We start from the raw sequence: 15,827 nt of genomic DNA, 5'->3' as shown, positions 1-15,827 counted from the left end.
ACTACATGTTGTGTTTGTGGGGCGTTTTTGGTGGCTCCAGACACAACCAGGCCCGAGCGAAATCGGGCCGTGGAAATTGCCAGTTGTGATCAGCCGTTGGAGCAACCGGTCCCCATGACGCTGTAGCGCAGGATGTGGCGCTGGCCCTTGGAGTCGTCGTATTCCATCTTCGCCGGGACCACTTCGCAGACATTCGGGATGTTGCTCATGGAGATGACTTTGGCGATGTCCAGGTGAGTGGAGTAGGTGTACTCCTCAATGGCCGGTTTTTGCTGTGCGACATCGGTCGGGGCCTCGTCCGCCATCGCGGTGGCGCACAGGCTGCCGAGGACCAGAACCCATAAAGCTTTCATCTGATTCACCTTTCTTGAGGTCGAGTGGGGTCACGCAACCTTTTTGGGGCTGCGTGTGGAGCAAGTATTGGAAGTTGGATTAACGGCCTTCGTGGGGGCTGTGTTGCGTTAATCGTATTTGCCGGTTGGCGAGATGAATTTTAGGGAGTGGGGCTGGGCACAAAAAGCCTTGGTTTTGATAAACACTGTTGGTTGATCTGGTAATAATCGCTGCAGGTGGTGGGGTTGTCTGTGGCATCTATGTTGGAGGTGCTGCCGTCATCGCGAGCAAGCTCGCTCCCACACAGGAAAATGCCTGCAGGCAGGGGGTTGCCGGTTAGTACCGACATTTTGTAGGGACTTGTTACTACCATCGTCGAATGGTTCTATAGGCCCGCCCCGGGCTACAACGGGACCATACAAAAACAACTATGTCTCCGAGGTAAGTAAAGATGAGTGCGGCTTCTCTGTATCCCGTTCGCCCCGAGGTTGCGGCCAGTACGTTGACTGACGAGGCGACCTACAAGGCGATGTATCAGCAGTCGGTCGTCAACCCGGATGGCTTCTGGCGCGAGCAGGCCAAGCGCCTCGACTGGATCAAACCGTTCACCACGGTGAAGCAGACCTCCTTCGACGATCACCATGTCGACATCAAGTGGTTCGCCGATGGCACCTTGAACGTGTCCTACAACTGCCTCGACCGTCACCTGGCCGAGCGCGGCGATCAAATTGCGATTATCTGGGAGGGCGATGACCCGTCCGAGAGCCGCAACATCACCTACCGCGAACTGCATGAAGAAGTCTGCAAGTTCGCCAACGCCCTGCGTGGCCAGGACGTGCATCGCGGCGACGTGGTGACCATCTACATGCCGATGATCCCTGAGGCTGTGGTCGCGATGCTGGCCTGTACCCGGATCGGTGCGATTCACTCGGTGGTGTTCGGCGGCTTCTCCCCTGAAGCGCTGGCCGGCCGGATCATCGACTGCAAATCCAAAGTGGTGATCACCGCCGACGAAGGCGTTCGCGCCGGCAAGAAGATCCCGCTCAAGGCCAACGTCGATGACGCGCTGACCAACCCGGAAACCAGCAGCATCCAGAAAGTCATCGTATGCAAGCGCACCGGTGGTGGCATCAAGTGGAACCAGCACCGCGACATCTGGTACGAAGACCTGATGAAAGTGGCCGGCACTGTTTGCGCACCGAAGGAAATGGGCGCCGAAGAAGCGCTGTTCATCCTCTACACCTCCGGTTCCACCGGCAAGCCCAAGGGCGTGCAGCACACCACGGCCGGCTACCTGCTGTACGCAGCGCTGACCCATGAGCGCGTGTTCGACTACAAGCCAGGCGAGGTCTACTGGTGCACCGCCGACGTGGGTTGGGTCACCGGCCACAGCTATATCGTCTACGGCCCGCTGGCCAACGGTGCGACCACGCTGCTGTTCGAAGGCGTGCCGAACTACCCGGACATCACCCGGGTGGCCAAGGTCATCGACAAGCACAAGGTCAATATCCTCTACACCGCGCCGACGGCTATTCGCGCGATGATGGCCTCGGGCACCGCCGCCGTCGAAGGCGCCGATGGCAGCAGCTTGCGCCTGTTGGGTTCGGTGGGCGAGCCGATCAACCCGGAAGCCTGGGACTGGTACTACAAGAATGTCGGCAAGGAACGTTGCCCGATCGTCGACACCTGGTGGCAGACCGAGACCGGTGGCGTGCTGATCAGCCCATTGCCAGGCGCCACGGCGTTGAAGCCAGGTTCGGCCACTCGCCCGTTCTTCGGCGTGGTGCCGGCGCTGGTGGACAACCTCGGCAACCTGATCGAAGGCGCCGCCGAAGGCAACCTGGTGATCCTCGATTCGTGGCCAGGCCAGGCCCGTACGCTGTACGGCGACCACGACCGCTTCGTCGACACCTACTTCAAGACCTTCAGCGGCATGTACTTCACCGGTGACGGCGCTCGTCGCGACGAGGATGGTTACTACTGGATCACCGGTCGAGTGGATGACGTGCTCAACGTGTCCGGCCACCGCATGGGCACGGCCGAAATAGAAAGCGCCATGGTCGCTCACCCGAAAGTCGCCGAAGCGGCGGTGGTGGGGGTGCCGCACGACATCAAGGGGCAGGGCATCTATGTCTACGTCACCCTCAATGCCGGTGAAGAAACCAGCGAGGCCCTGCGCCTGGAGCTGAAGAACTGGGTGCGCAAGGAGATCGGTCCGATTGCGTCGCCGGATGTGATCCAGTGGGCACCAGGGCTGCCGAAGACCCGTTCCGGCAAGATCATGCGCCGCATCCTGCGCAAGATCGCCACGGCGGAATACGACGGGTTGGGTGATATCTCCACCCTGGCCGACCCGGGTGTGGTGGCGCACTTGATTGAGACGCACAAGACCATGAACGTTGCCTGACGGTAACCAGTAACACCGAAAAGCCCCGCCCGGTTTTGCCGAGCGGGGCTTTTTTCGTTTGTGGGAGCAAAGCTTGTGGGAGCAAAGCTTGCTCGCGATGCAGGCGCCTCGGTTTCCGAAAGACCGCGTCGTCTGCATCGCGGGCAAGCCTTGCTCCCACAGCTCATAGCTCACAGCTCATAGCTCATAGCTCATAGCTCATAGTTCGGCAAAGCCCGGTCGGCGAATAAATATCGATCTTTAAAGTGGGAGGTGTCTGAGCGTTACCGGTGTTTCGAAATGTGTAACCAAAGGCGCCACAACGGGGCGATGTGAAACGCGAAGCGCCGTCATAGGGCGGCTGCGGGCGTCTTGGAAAATAAGCCGACACGCTGTGCTTGCCGGATTAGAAGGGTTTGCGAATAATGGGCCCGCTATTTGCAGCATGGATCGGTTTCCCTTCTTTTGCTCTTGCATGAATTTGCGGGGCTGTCAATGTGCTCGAACCGCTTTCTCGGTGCTTCTGTAATTTGTTGTCGCATTGAAGAAATATCGGCTTCGGGCCTGTCGTTAGAATGCCGATCACTCGCTCGTCGTGGCTCGCGTCGGATAAACCGTGAGCTTCCCAGGACGCAGCACCCACGTTCGTTCCACCCATTCGCATATTGGGCTGTCGCTCACTCTGCCGTTTTCGCCCTTTACCGATGGAGTCCCAAGATGAAGAAACTTGTGCTGCTTGGCGCCCTGGCACTGTCCGTGCTGTCCCTGCCGACCTTCGCTGATGAGAAACCCCTGAAGATTGGTATCGAAGCGGCTTACCCTCCGTTCGCCTCGAAAGCCCCGGATGGCAGCATCGTCGGTTTCGACTACGACATCGGCAACGCGCTATGTGAAGAAATGAAGGTCAAGTGCGTCTGGGTCGAGCAGGAGTTCGACGGCCTGATCCCGGCGCTGAAGGTGCGCAAGATCGACGCGATCCTGTCGTCCATGTCGATCACTGAAGATCGCAAGAAGTCCGTTGATTTCACCAACAAGTACTACAACACCCCGGCCCGTCTGGTGATGAAGGCCGGTACCCAGGTCAGCGACAACCTCGCCGAGCTCAAGGGCAAGAACATCGGCGTGCAGCGCGGTTCGATCCACGAGCGTTTCGCCCGTGAAGTCCTGGCCCCGCTGGGTGCCGAGATCAAGCCGTACGGTTCGCAGAACGAAATCTACCTGGACGTCTCCGCTGGTCGCCTCGACGGCACCGTGGCAGACGCTACCCTGCTGGATGACGGCTTCCTCAAGACCGATGCCGGCAAGGGCTTCGCATTTGTAGGCCCAGCCTTTACCGACGAGAAGTACTTCGGCGACGGCATCGGTATCGCGGTTCGCAAGGGCGATGTGCTGAAAGACAAGATCAATGGCGCGATCACCGCCATCCGCGAGAACGGCAAATACAAGCAAATCCAGGACAAGTACTTCGCTTTCGACATCTACGGCAAGTAACGACGTCCCGCCACTCGTGCGAAATGGCGCAAGCAACAGGATCTCTGCGGTTTGCGCCATTTTTTCATCCCACTTTCGAGGACCTGAATCATGTTGAAAGGCTACGGGGCTGTCATCCTCGATGGCGCATGGTTGACGCTTGAGCTCGCCTTGTCGTCCATGGCCCTGGCCATCGTCCTGGGTCTGATCGGCGTTGCGTTGCGTCTTTCTCCGGTGCGCTGGCTGGCGTGGCTGGGCGACCTGTATTCCACGGTCATTCGCGGCATTCCCGACCTGGTGCTGATCCTGCTGATTTTCTACGGCGGCCAGGACTTGCTCAATCGCGTGGCGCCGATGCTCGGCTATGACGACTACATCGACCTGAACCCGCTGGCGGCCGGTATCGGCACCCTGGGTTTCATCTTCGGTGCGTACCTGTCGGAGACCTTTCGCGGTGCATTCATGGCGATCCCCAAGGGCCAGGCCGAGGCGGGCATGGCGTACGGCATGAGTGGCTTCCAGGTGTTCTTCCGGGTGTTGGTGCCGCAGATGATCCGCCTGGCGATTCCGGGCTTCACCAACAACTGGCTGGTATTGACCAAGGCTACCGCGCTGATTTCCGTGGTGGGCCTGCAAGACATGATGTTCAAGGCCAAGCAGGCGGCGGATGCCACTCGCGAGCCTTTCACCTTCTTCCTCGCAGTGGCGGCGATGTACCTGGTGATCACCAGTGTCTCGTTGCTGGCGTTGCGTCACCTTGAGAAGCGCTACTCGGTAGGCGTAAGGGCGGCTGATCTATGATCTTCGACTACAACGTCATCTATGAGGCCTTGCCGCTGTATTTCAGTGGTTTGCTGACCACCCTCAAATTGTTGGCCCTGTCGCTGTTCTTCGGCCTGCTGGCGGCGTTGCCCCTGGGGTTGATGCGGGTGTCCAAGCAGCCGATCGTCAACATGACGGCCTGGCTCTACACCTACGTGATCCGCGGCACGCCGATGCTGGTGCAGCTGTTCCTGATCTACTACGGGCTGGCGCAGTTCGCGATCGTGCGCGAAAGCTTCCTCTGGCCGTGGCTGTCCAGTGCGACCTTCTGCGCGTGCCTGGCGTTCGCCATCAATACCAGCGCCTACACCGCCGAAATCATCGCCGGTAGCCTGCGGGCCACGCCTAACGGTGAGATCGAAGCGGCCAAGGCCATGGGCATGTCGCGCTACAAGCTGTATCGCCGGATCCTGTTGCCGTCGGCCTTGCGTCGGGCGCTGCCGCAATACAGCAACGAAGTGATCATGATGTTGCAGACCACCAGCCTGGCCTCCATCGTGACCCTGATCGACATCACCGGCGCGGCGCGCACGGTGAATGCGCAGTATTACTTGCCGTTCGAGGCTTACATCACGGCCGGCGCTTTCTACCTGTGCCTGACTTTCATTCTGGTGCGCCTGTTCAAACTGGCCGAGCGCCGCTGGCTGGGTTACCTGGCCCCGCGCAAGCACTGATAACGCATCGATCCGATCGACTGCTCAACGACTGACGTTTTGTGAGAACCGACCGCATGTACAAGCTTGAAGTCCAAGACCTGCATAAACGCTATGGCAGTCACGAAGTGCTCAAGGGTGTGTCCCTGAAGGCCGCCGCTGGCGATGTGATCAGCATCATCGGCTCCAGTGGCTCCGGCAAGAGTACCTTCCTGCGTTGCATCAACCTGCTCGAGCAACCCCATGCCGGCAAGATTCTGCTCAACAACGAAGAGCTGAAACTGGTCGCCGGCAAGGATGGCGCCATGAAGGCCGCGGACCCCAAGCAACTGCAGCGCATGCGGTCGCGGCTGTCGATGGTGTTCCAGCATTTCAACCTGTGGTCCCACATGACCGCGTTGGAAAACATCATGGAGGCGCCTGTGCATGTACTGGGCGTGGCCAAGGCTGAAGCGCGGGAGAAGGCCGAGCACTACCTGAACAAGGTCGGCGTGGCCCATCGCAAGGATGCCTACCCGGGCCACATGTCCGGCGGCGAGCAGCAACGCGTGGCGATTGCCCGTGCGCTGGCGATGGAACCTGAGGTGATGCTGTTCGACGAACCGACTTCGGCGCTGGACCCGGAACTGGTGGGTGACGTGCTCAAGGTGATGCAGGCCCTGGCCCTGGAAGGTCGGACCATGGTGGTGGTGACCCACGAAATGGGCTTTGCCCGCGAGGTCTCGAACCAACTGGTGTTCCTGCACAAGGGCATCGTCGAAGAAAGCGGCAACCCGCGTGAAGTGCTGGTCAATCCGCAATCGGAGCGCCTGCAACAATTTCTTTCGGGCAGCCTCAAGTAATCGCTCCCGTTACGCACCTGATTTGGGTCATGCTGCGCACCGCGTGCCAGATGGTCTAATTTGGTTGCAGCCGCTTTTGGCTTTAACACTGTTTTCGCTTCGGATCGCCCGCCATGACTGCCCATCGAATAGGTTTCCTGATTTGGCCCAGCACTAAAGCCTTGACGCTGGCGCTGGCCGAGGAGGCCTTGCGTGTCGCCCAGCGGGTGCATCCGGATGTGGTCTACGAGCTGTCGTTCTTGCAGGCCGAGCCAGCGGCCGCCGGCGCCTGGCAATTGCCGGGCGAGCCTTGGGCCGGCAAGCTCGAGGGGTTCCAGAAGCTGTTCCTGCTGGCCGATGAGCCGCCGACCGCACTGGCCGCGCCCCTGAGCAGCGCCCTCAAGCAACTGGTGCGTGCCGGTTGCGTGATCGGTGGTTTGTCGGCGGGTGTCTATCCCTTGGCCCAGTTGGGTTTGCTCGACGGTTACCGTGCCGCCGTGCATTGGCGTTGGCAGGACGACTTCTCCGAACGTTTCCCCAAGGTCATCGCCACCAGCCATCTGTTCGACTGGGATCGCGATCGCCTGAGCGCTTGCGGCGGCATGTCGGTGCTGGACCTGTTGCTGGCGGTCCTGGCCCGGGATCACGGTGCGGAACTGGCCGGCGCGGTGTCGGAAGAGTTGGTGGTCGAGCGCATTCGTGAAGGCGGCGAGCGCCAGCGCATCCCCTTGCAGAACCGTCTCGGTTCCAGCCATCCAAAGCTCACCCAGGCGGTGCTGCTGATGGAGGCCAATATCGAAGAGCCGCTGACCACCGACGAAATCGCCCAGCATGTGTGTGTATCCCGCCGGCAACTGGAGCGGATCTTCAAGCAATACCTCAATCGCGTGCCCAGCCAGTATTACCTGGAGCTGCGCCTGAACAAGGCCCGGCAGATGTTGATGCAGACCAGCAAATCCATCATCCAGATCGGCCTGTCCTGCGGTTTCTCCTCGGGGCCACACTTCTCCAGTGCCTACCGCAACTTCTTCGGCGCCACGCCGCGGGAAGACCGCAATCAGCGACGCAGCAGCAGCCCGTTCGAATTGTCGTCGGTGCCGTCCGAGCGCGGCTAGGCGGTAAGGCTGCGGATAGGGCGGTCGACACAAAAAATCGTGGGAGCGAGCTTGCTCGCGATGGCGGGTTATCAGTCGACGCTAATGCCAGCTGAGCCGACGCTATCGCGAGCAAGCTCGCTCCCACAGGTGTTTTGTGTCTGGCAGCGGAAATGTGGACGCAGGCGCCTCAAATCCCTCGGCAACGTTTAAACTGCGCCTTTGCGACGCTATTTGTCGCATTGCCGTAAACCCGCGCAAAACGTGGGTTGGCGCTATAAGAAGTTGTCGCTTGGCGGCAAGGCCGGGCTGAAAACTGTCCTTACAATCCTTACCAAGCCCGCCAGTTCCAGGCGGGTGTTCCTCATCAGGAGACTCCGATGTCCGTTGAGCAAGCCGCGGTACAACGCGCCGATTTCGACCAGGTTATGGTTCCCAACTATGCACCTGCTGCCTTCATACCTGTGCGTGGTGCCGGTTCCCGCGTATGGGACCAATCCGGTCGTGAGTTGATCGACTTCGCTGGCGGTATTGCAGTCAACGTACTGGGCCACGCCCACCCGGCGCTGGTCGGCGCACTGACCGAACAGGCCAACAAGCTGTGGCACGTCTCCAACGTCTTCACCAATGAGCCGGCCTTGCGCCTGGCCCACAAGCTGGTCAACGCGACGTTTGCCGAGCGCGCGTTTTTCTGCAACTCCGGCGCCGAAGCCAACGAGGCCGCCTTCAAGCTGGCCCGTCGCGTTGCGTTCGATCGTTTCGGCAGCGAGAAATACGAAATCATCGCCGCGCTCAACAGCTTCCACGGTCGCACCCTGTTCACCGTCAACGTCGGCGGGCAGTCGAAGTACTCCGACGGTTTCGGGCCTAAAATCACTGGCATCACCCACGTTCCTTACAACGACCTGGCCGCGTTGAAGGCCGCTGTCTCGGACAAGACCTGCGCCGTGGTGCTGGAGCCGATCCAGGGCGAGGGCGGCGTGCTGCCGGCCGAGCAGGCCTACCTGCAAGGCGCCCGTGACTTGTGCGATGCCCACGACGCGCTGCTGGTGTTCGATGAGGTGCAGACCGGCATGGGCCGCAGCGGTCATCTGTTCGCCTACATGCATTACGGCGTGGTCCCGGACATCCTCACCAGCGCCAAGAGCCTGGGCGGTGGTTTCCCGATCGCGGCGATGCTCACCACCGAAGCCTTGGCCAAGCACCTGGTGGTCGGCACCCATGGCACCACCTATGGCGGCAACCCGCTCGCCTGCGCAGTGGCCGAAGCGGTGATCGATGTGGTCAATACGCCTGAGGTGCTTGGTGGTGTCAAAACCAAGCACGCCAAGTTCAAGGCGCGCCTGGAGCAGATCGGCGAGAAGTACGGCCTGTTCACCCAAGTGCGTGGCCTGGGCCTGCTGATCGGTTGCGTGCTGAACGATGCCTGGAAAGGCAAGGCCAAGGACATCTTCAACGCCGCCGAACAGGAAGGCCTGATGATCCTGCAAGCCGGCCCGGACGTGATTCGCTTCGCCCCGAGCCTGGTGGTGGAAGACGCCGACATCGACGCCGGCCTGGACCGCTTCGAGCGGGCCGCGGCGAAACTGACCCAGGCCTGACGCTGAAGCTGGACCCCTTGTGGGAGCGAGCTTGCTCGCGATGGCGTCGGACCAGCCAGCATCGATGTTGACTGATACACCGCTATCGCGAGCAAGCTCGCTCCCACAGGGGGCTTGCTGCGGCTGAAAATCGAAGACCGCGGCAGATGCAATGCGGAGCCGCGTGTTCGTTTAGTTTTTTTCTGTGTATCGACCCAATGGTCGAACCCTTTATTTCAAGTTAAGGAGTGACACCATGCTGGTGATGCGCCCCGCGCAAATGGCGGATCTGGGCGAGGTACAGCGTCTGGCTGCGGACAGTCCGATCGGTGTCACTTCCTTGCCGGATGACGTGGAACGCCTGAGCGACAAGATCGCTGCAAGCGAAGCCTCGTTTGCCGCCGAAGTCAGCTTCAACGGTGAAGAGAGCTATTTCTTCGTCCTCGAAGACACCGCGACCGGCAAGCTGGCGGGCTGTTCGGCCATTGTCGCGTCGGCCGGTTATTCCGAACCGTTCTACAGCTTTCGCAACGAGACCTTCGTCCATGCCTCCCGCGAGCTGAAGATCCATAACAAGATCCACGTGCTCTCCCAATGCCACGACCTGACCGGCAACAGCCTGCTGACCAGTTTCTACGTGGTGCCGGAACTGGTCGGCTCGCCATGGTCGGAGCTCAACTCACGGGGGCGGCTGCTGTTCGTCGCCAGCCATCCGGAGCGGTTCGCCGATTCGGTGGTGACCGAGATCGTCGGCTACAGCGATGAGAATGGCGACTCGCCGTTCTGGGACGCCATCGGTCGCAACTTCTTCGACCTCAACTATGCCGCCGCCGAGCGCCTGTGCGGGCTGAAGAGCCGTACCTTCCTCGCCGAGCTGATGCCCCATTACCCGATCTACGTGCCGCTGTTGCCGGATGCCGCCCAGGAAGCCATGGGCCAGGTGCATCCGCGGGCACAGATCACCTTCGACATCCTGATGCGCGAGGGTTTCGAGACCGATCACTACATCGACATCTTCGACGGTGGCCCGACCCTGCATGCCCGCGTCTCGGGCATCCGCTCGATCGCCCAGAGCCGCGTGGTGCCGGTCAAGATCGGCGAGCCGGTCAAGGGCGCCGGCCGCCAATACCTGGTGGCCAATGCCCAGTTGCAGGATTACCGCGCCGTGCTGCTCGAACTCGACTACGCGCCGGGCAAACCGGTGACCCTGGATATGGAAGCGGCCGAAGCCTTGGGCGTTGGCGAAGGCGCCAGCGTGCGCCTGGTGGCGGTTTAATGAGTTTCGCGGGTGGCGCAAGCGGCCCGTTTGAGGAGATAGCATGATCGTTCGTCCCGTACGCAGCAGCGATTTACCCGCTCTGATCGCCCTGGCCCGCAGCACGGGCACCGGCCTGACCACCTTGCCGGCCAACGAAGAGCGCCTGGCCCATCGGGTGGGTTGGGCCGAGAAGACCTTTCGCGGCGAAGCCGGGCGCGGTGACGCGGACTACCTGTTCGTGCTCGAAGACGATGACGGTCGAGTGGTGGGCATTTCCGCCATCGCCGGTGCCGTGGGGCTGCGTGAGCCCTGGTATAACTTTCGGGTCGGCCTGACGGTCAGCGCTTCCCAGGAACTGAACATCTATCGGGAAATCCCGACTCTGTTCCTGGCCAACGACCTGACCGGCAATTCCGAGCTGTGCTCGCTGTTTCTCCACGCCGACTACCGCAGTGGCCTCAATGGTCGGATGCTGGCCAAGGCGCGGCTGTTGTTCATCGCGGAGTTTCCGCAATTGTTCGGCAACAAGATCATTGCCGAGATGCGCGGCATGTCCGACGACAACGGCCGTTCGCCGTTCTGGGAAAGCCTGGGCCGGCATTTCTTCAAAATGGAGTTCAGCCAGGCCGATTACCTCACCGGCGTGGGCAACAAAGCGTTCATCGCTGAACTGATGCCCAAATTCCCGCTGTACACCTGTTTCTTGTCCGAAGATGCCCGGGCCGTGATTGGCCAGGTTCATCCGGATACTGAACCGGCCTTGTCGATGCTCAAGAGCGAAGGTTTCAGCTATCAGGGTTACGTCGACATCTTCGACGCCGGCCCGGCGGTGGAGTGCGAAACCGGCAAGATCCGCGCGATTCGCGACAGCCAGGCGCTGGTGCTGGCCATCGGCACGCCGGGCGATGACGCCACGCCGTTCCTCATCCACAACCGCAAGCGCGAAGACTGCCGCATCACGGCTGCACCGGCGCGTTTCGCCGCAGGCACTCTGGTGGTCGATCCGCTGACCGCCAAACGTCTTCAACTCAATGCCGGCGATCAGGTGCGTGCCGTTGCGTTGTCCGCCGCCAGGGAGTCGAAATGATGAATTCGTTGTACATCGCAGGTAGCTGGCTGGAAGGCCAGGGCGACCTCTTTGAGTCGTTGAACCCCGTGACCCAGCAGGTGTTGTGGTCGGGCAACGGCGCCACGGCGGCGCAAGTGGAGTCGGCGGTGCAGGCCGCGCGCCAGGCGTTTCCGGACTGGGCACGGCGCTCGTTGGATGAACGCATCCAGGTGCTGGAAGCTTTTGCCGCGGCCCTGAAGAATCACGCTGACGAACTGGCCCAGTGCATCGGTGAAGAAACCGGCAAGCCGTTGTGGGAAGCGGCGACCGAAGTGACCAGCATGGTCAATAAAGTCGCCATTTCGGTGAAGAGCTACCGCGAGCGGACCGGCGAGAAGAGCGGCCCCCTGGGCGACGCCACCGCCGTGCTGCGCCACAAGCCCCACGGCGTGGTGGCGGTCTTCGGCCCCTACAACTTCCCCGGGCACTTGCCCAATGGCCACATCGTGCCCGCACTGCTGGCCGGCAACAGCGTGTTGTTCAAGCCGAGCGAGCTGACGCCGAAAGTCGCCGAACTGACGGTCAAGTGCTGGATCGAGGCCGGTCTGCCGGCGGGTGTGCTGAACCTGCTGCAAGGCGCGCGGGAAACCGGTATCGCCCTGGCGGCGAACCCAGGTATCGACGGGCTGTTCTTCACCGGCTCCAGCCGCACCGGCAATCTGCTGCATCAACAATTTTCCGGGCGCCCGGACAAGATCCTCGCGCTGGAAATGGGCGGTAACAACCCACTGGTGGTGGATGAGGTGGCGGACGTCGATGCGGCGGTCTACACCATTATCCAATCGGCCTTCATTTCCGCCGGACAGCGCTGCACCTGTGCGCGCCGCCTGCTGGTGCCGGAAGGCGCCTGGGGCGATGCCTTGCTGGCGCGCCTGGTGGCGGTCAGCTCGACCCTTGAAGTCGGTGCCTTTGACCAGCAACCGGCACCGTTCATGGGATCGGTGATTTCCCTGGGCGCGGCGAAGGCGTTGATGGACGCGCAAAACCATTTGCTGGGCAAAGGCGCCGTGCCGCTGTTGGCCATGACCCAGCCGCAGCCCCAGGCGGCATTGCTGACGCCGGGTATCCTGGATGTGACCGCCGTGGCCGAGCGTCCTGATGAAGAGCTGTTCGGGCCGTTGCTGCAAGTGATCCGCTACACGGACTTCGCTGCCGCCATCACCGAGGCCAACAATACGCAATATGGCCTGGCCGCCGGGTTGCTGTCCGATTCCCAGGCGCGTTACCAGCAATTCTGGCTGCAGAGCCGCGCCGGTATTGTCAACTGGAACAAACAGCTGACCGGTGCCGCCAGCAGCGCCCCGTTCGGCGGTGTCGGTGCCTCGGGCAACCATCGCGCCAGTGCTTATTACGCGGCTGATTATTGCGCGTACCCGGTGGCTTCCCTGGAGACGCCAAGCCTTGTCATGCCGGCTGCCCTGACCCCCGGCGTGAGAATGGTGTGAACCCCGATCGCGAGCAAGCTCGCTCCCACAGGGTCCTGCGCAATCCATGTGGGAGCGAGCTTGCTCGCGAAGGCCGCGATGCGGTTGTTATTTGATGCCTATAAAAAACAGATTCTCGTGGAGCCTCGCTGATGAAATCCTATGAAGTCAACTTTGACGGTCTAGTGGGGCCGACCCATAACTACGGTGGGCTCTCGTACGGCAACGTCGCGTCCCAGAGCAACAGCCAGCAGTCCTCCAACCCCAAGGAAGCGGCGTTGCAGGGCCTGGCGAAAATGAAAGCGTTGATGGACATGGGTTTCCAGCAAGGCGTGCTGGCGCCGCAGGAGCGTCCGGACGTGGCGGCCCTGCGCCGCTTGGGCTTTGCCGGCAGCGATGCCCAGGTCATCCAGCAGGCCGCGAAGGAAGCGATGCCGTTGCTGGTCGCCAGCTGCTCGGCCTCCAGCATGTGGGTGGCCAACGCCGCCACCGTCAGCCCGAGTGCCGACACCGCCGATGGACGCGTGCATTTCACCGCCGCCAACCTGAATTGCAAATACCACCGCAGCATCGAGCATCCGACCACCAGTCGCGTGTTGGGGGCCATGTTTGCCGACCAGCAGCACTTCGCCCACCACGCCGCGTTGCCGGCGGTGGCGCAGTTCGGCGATGAAGGCGCGGCCAACCACACGCGTTTCTGCCGCGCCTACGGCGAGGCCGGCGTCGAATTCTTCGTCTTCGGTCGCAGCGCCTTCGACACCCGTTATCCCGCACCGCAGAAATACCCGGCGCGCCAGACCCTGGAAGCCTCCCAGGCCGTTGCGCGCCTGCATGGGCTGGCGGAGGAGGGCGTGGTGTACGCCCAACAGAATCCGTCGGTGATCGACCAGGGTGTGTTCCACAACGATGTGATCGCGGTGGGCAATGGCGAAGTGCTGTTCTATCACGAGGACGCGTTTCTCGAGACCGACAAGATGTTGGCCGAGTTGAGCAGCAAACTCGCCAAGGTCGGTGGGAAATTTCAGTCGGTGTGCGTGCCGCGTTCGGCGGTTACTGTCGATGACGCAGTACGTTCCTACCTGTTCAATAGCCAGTTGCTGTCGCGTCCCGACGGCTCCATGCTCTTGATCGTGCCGGAAGAGTGCCGTGGCAACGAACGCGTCTGGCAATACCTGCAAGGCCTGACGGGCGCTGGCGGGGTCATTCGCGAAGTGAAGGTCTTCGACCTCAAGCAAAGCATGCAGAACGGTGGCGGCCCGGCTTGCCTGAGGTTGCGCGTGGCCCTCAATGAAACCGAGCTGGCGGCCGTCAACCCAGGGGTTATCATGACCGCGCCGCTGTACGATTCGCTGACCCAATGGGTCGAGCGGCACTACCGCGATCGCATGACCGAAAATGACCTGGCAGACCCGCAGTTGCTGCTCGAATGCCGTGGGGCACTGGATGAACTGACACAAATCCTTAAACTTGGCGCGGTTTATCCTTTCCAGATCAATTGAAAGCGCGCGCGACCTGACTACAGTCAAAGCAGGGCGCGTTGCCTTATCCCCAGACGAGAACGTAAAGACATGAGCGATACCCTGCAGCTGATCCTTGAAGACACCGACGGCACCCAACTGGAAACCTCCTGCACCCGTGTCGCGGTGATGTGGCAAGGCAAGGAATTGTGGATCCAGCAGGATGGCCGCGGTCAGTTGCTGATCGGCGTCGATGTCGAGGAAGGGGACGAGGAATACGCCAACCTGTTGTTGCGTCCATTGGCGACCAATCTGGTCAGCCTGCAACTGGAAATGGAACCGGCGGACGTTGGCGACGATGACCATGTCCATGGCCCGGACTGCGGCCACGACCACTAAGGAAACCGCGCTATGCTCGCCCTCGGCAAACTGCTTGAACTGACCCTCGCCGGCCGTGAACCGGCGGAGAAGACTCAACTGACTGTCGAAGGCGTACGGATGCGCTGGTTGAGCGAGGGCGCGCTGGAGGTCAAGCCGCCCGAAGCCCGGGATAACGGCCTGGACCTGCTGCTGTCGGCCGGTATCCACGGCAATGAAACCGCGCCGATCGAATTGCTCGATCGCCTGCTGCACGACATTGCCCGTGGCGACCTGAAGCCGCGGGCACGCATTCTGTTCCTGTTCGGCAACCCCGAGGCCATCCGGCGCGGTGAGCGTTTCGTCGAACAGGACGTCAACCGGTTGTTCAATGGTCGCCATGAGCTCAGTGGCGGTGCTGAAGCGCTGCGGGCCTGCGAGCTGGAGCGGCTGGCCGCCAGTTTCTTCAGTCGGCCGGAGCGCAGTCGCTTGCATTACGACCTGCACACCGCTATCCGCGGCTCGAAGATCGAGCAGTTTGCCCTTTACCCCTGGAAGGAAGGCCGCGCGCATTCACGCCGTGAGCTGGCGCGCCTGCGTGCTGCGGGCATGGAGGCGGTGTTGCTGCAGAACAAGCCGTCCATCGTCTTCAGTGCCTACACCTACGACCAGCTCGGCGCCGAGTCCTTCACCCTGGAACTGGGCAAGGCCCGGCCCTTCGGGCAGAACGATGGGGTCAACGTCGGCCTGCTGGAGACCCGCCTGCAACAGATCATCGAAGGCAACGAGCCTGAGCTGGACGAAGGGTTGGATGGCTTGCAGCTGTTCAGCGTGGCGCGGGAAATCATCAAGCACAGCGACAGCTTCCGCTTGAACCTGCCGGCGGACATCGAGAACTTCTCCGAGCTTGAAAAAGGTTATGTGCTGGCCGAGGACATCGCCCAGACCCGCTGGGTGATCGAAGAGGAGGGCGCCCGGATCATCTTCCCGAACCCCAAGGTCAAGAATGGCTTGCGGGCCGGGATCCTGATCGTACCGGCGACTGACGAAAACCTGGCCTAAAA

General features: G+C 61.4%; 14 protein-coding genes. 13 read left to right on the top strand and 1 reads right to left on the bottom strand.

The window, feature by feature from the left end; all coding sequences use genetic code 11:
• Window positions 1-89 precede the first annotated feature (89 nt).
• Window positions 90-353: a DUF2790 domain-containing protein gene (locus BM321_RS06165; RefSeq protein ID WP_092441900.1), complete on the bottom strand. Its 264-nt coding sequence runs from the start codon at window positions 351-353 to the stop codon at window positions 90-92.
• 431 nt (window positions 354-784) lie between these two features.
• Between BM321_RS06165 and acs the strand changes: the two genes are divergently transcribed.
• The 13 genes from acs (at window position 785) to astE (ending at window position 15,825) form a co-directional block, all read left to right on the top strand.
• Window positions 785-2,740, top strand: a complete 1,956-nt coding sequence (gene acs / locus BM321_RS06160) for an acetate--CoA ligase (protein WP_092333548.1) — start codon at window positions 785-787, stop codon at window positions 2,738-2,740.
• A 696-nt stretch (window positions 2,741-3,436) separates the two neighbouring features.
• Complete coding sequence (locus tag BM321_RS06155; protein ID WP_092441899.1) at window positions 3,437-4,210, top strand: ABC transporter substrate-binding protein; 774 nt, start codon at window positions 3,437-3,439, stop codon at window positions 4,208-4,210.
• Between the two features lie 90 nt (window positions 4,211-4,300).
• Window positions 4,301-4,990: an ABC transporter permease gene (locus BM321_RS06150; RefSeq protein WP_060741004.1), complete on the top strand. Its 690-nt coding sequence runs from the start codon at window positions 4,301-4,303 to the stop codon at window positions 4,988-4,990.
• Window positions 4,987-5,685 carry an ABC transporter permease gene (locus tag BM321_RS06145; RefSeq protein WP_060741005.1) on the top strand — a complete coding sequence of 233 codons (699 nt, stop codon included), beginning with the start codon at window positions 4,987-4,989 and terminating at the stop codon, window positions 5,683-5,685. Before BM321_RS06150 ends, BM321_RS06145 begins: the two co-directional genes overlap by 4 nt.
• Before the next feature lie 56 nt (window positions 5,686-5,741).
• A complete protein-coding gene (locus BM321_RS06140) occupies window positions 5,742-6,506 on the top strand; it encodes an ABC transporter ATP-binding protein (RefSeq protein ID WP_053124413.1) in 765 nt (254 codons plus the stop codon).
• A 113-nt stretch (window positions 6,507-6,619) separates the two neighbouring features.
• On the top strand, window positions 6,620-7,600 hold the full coding sequence (locus tag BM321_RS06135) for a GlxA family transcriptional regulator (RefSeq protein WP_092333552.1): 981 nt from the start codon (window positions 6,620-6,622) through the stop codon (window positions 7,598-7,600).
• 359 nt (window positions 7,601-7,959) lie between these two features.
• Entirely contained in the window at window positions 7,960-9,180 is a 1,221-nt protein-coding gene (locus BM321_RS06130; RefSeq protein WP_060741008.1) for an aspartate aminotransferase family protein, read from the top strand.
• A 235-nt stretch (window positions 9,181-9,415) separates the two neighbouring features.
• Complete coding sequence (gene aruF / locus BM321_RS06125; protein ID WP_003178851.1) at window positions 9,416-10,435, top strand: arginine/ornithine succinyltransferase subunit alpha; 1,020 nt, start codon at window positions 9,416-9,418, stop codon at window positions 10,433-10,435.
• A 43-nt stretch (window positions 10,436-10,478) separates the two neighbouring features.
• Window positions 10,479-11,504 carry an arginine N-succinyltransferase gene (gene astA / locus BM321_RS06120; RefSeq protein WP_039591862.1) on the top strand — a complete coding sequence of 342 codons (1,026 nt, stop codon included), beginning with the start codon at window positions 10,479-10,481 and terminating at the stop codon, window positions 11,502-11,504.
• Window positions 11,501-12,970 (top strand): succinylglutamate-semialdehyde dehydrogenase, encoded by a 1,470-nt coding sequence (astD, locus tag BM321_RS06115; RefSeq protein ID WP_175534904.1) that lies wholly within the window; start codon window positions 11,501-11,503, stop codon window positions 12,968-12,970. Before astA ends, astD begins: the two co-directional genes overlap by 4 nt.
• 131 nt (window positions 12,971-13,101) lie before the next feature.
• Window positions 13,102-14,448: an N-succinylarginine dihydrolase gene (gene astB / locus BM321_RS06110; RefSeq protein ID WP_092441897.1), complete on the top strand. Its 1,347-nt coding sequence runs from the start codon at window positions 13,102-13,104 to the stop codon at window positions 14,446-14,448.
• 69 nt (window positions 14,449-14,517) lie between these two features.
• On the top strand, window positions 14,518-14,805 hold the full coding sequence (locus tag BM321_RS06105; RefSeq protein ID WP_003178862.1) for a hypothetical protein: 288 nt from the start codon (window positions 14,518-14,520) through the stop codon (window positions 14,803-14,805).
• Between the two features lie 12 nt (window positions 14,806-14,817).
• Complete coding sequence (astE, locus tag BM321_RS06100) at window positions 14,818-15,825, top strand: succinylglutamate desuccinylase (RefSeq protein WP_092333560.1); 1,008 nt, start codon at window positions 14,818-14,820, stop codon at window positions 15,823-15,825.
• Window positions 15,826-15,827 lie beyond the last annotated feature (2 nt).

It is taken from the genome of Pseudomonas sp. NFIX10 (assembly GCF_900111955.1).
Classification (GTDB): Bacteria; Pseudomonadota; Gammaproteobacteria; order Pseudomonadales; family Pseudomonadaceae; genus Aquipseudomonas; species Aquipseudomonas fluorescens_AA.
The sequence above is the reverse complement of the archived record's forward strand: the minus strand, read 5'-3'. Positions and strand labels throughout refer to the sequence as shown.

Bases quoted from the DNA above. Each gene is read 5' to 3' on its own strand.
- BM321_RS06155 (WP_092441899.1), top strand. From the start codon at position 3,437: ATGAAGAAACTTGTGCTGCTTGGCGCCCTGGCACTGTCCGTGCTGTCC.
- astD (WP_175534904.1), top strand. From the start codon at position 11,501: ATGATGAATTCGTTGTACATCGCAGGTAGCTGGCTGGAAGGCCAGGGC.
- BM321_RS06140 (WP_053124413.1), top strand. From the start codon at position 5,742: ATGTACAAGCTTGAAGTCCAAGACCTGCATAAACGCTATGGCAGTCAC.
- BM321_RS06130 (WP_060741008.1), top strand. From the start codon at position 7,960: ATGTCCGTTGAGCAAGCCGCGGTACAACGCGCCGATTTCGACCAGGTT.
- BM321_RS06165 (WP_092441900.1), bottom strand. From the start codon at position 353: ATGAAAGCTTTATGGGTTCTGGTCCTCGGCAGCCTGTGCGCCACCGCG.
- BM321_RS06145 (WP_060741005.1), top strand. From the start codon at position 4,987: ATGATCTTCGACTACAACGTCATCTATGAGGCCTTGCCGCTGTATTTC.
- BM321_RS06135 (WP_092333552.1), top strand. From the start codon at position 6,620: ATGACTGCCCATCGAATAGGTTTCCTGATTTGGCCCAGCACTAAAGCC.
- aruF (WP_003178851.1), top strand. From the start codon at position 9,416: ATGCTGGTGATGCGCCCCGCGCAAATGGCGGATCTGGGCGAGGTACAG.
- astB (WP_092441897.1), top strand. From the start codon at position 13,102: ATGAAATCCTATGAAGTCAACTTTGACGGTCTAGTGGGGCCGACCCAT.
- acs (WP_092333548.1), top strand. From the start codon at position 785: ATGAGTGCGGCTTCTCTGTATCCCGTTCGCCCCGAGGTTGCGGCCAGT.
- BM321_RS06105 (WP_003178862.1), top strand. From the start codon at position 14,518: ATGAGCGATACCCTGCAGCTGATCCTTGAAGACACCGACGGCACCCAA.
- astE (WP_092333560.1), top strand. From the start codon at position 14,818: ATGCTCGCCCTCGGCAAACTGCTTGAACTGACCCTCGCCGGCCGTGAA.
- BM321_RS06150 (WP_060741004.1), top strand. From the start codon at position 4,301: ATGTTGAAAGGCTACGGGGCTGTCATCCTCGATGGCGCATGGTTGACG.
- astA (WP_039591862.1), top strand. From the start codon at position 10,479: ATGATCGTTCGTCCCGTACGCAGCAGCGATTTACCCGCTCTGATCGCC.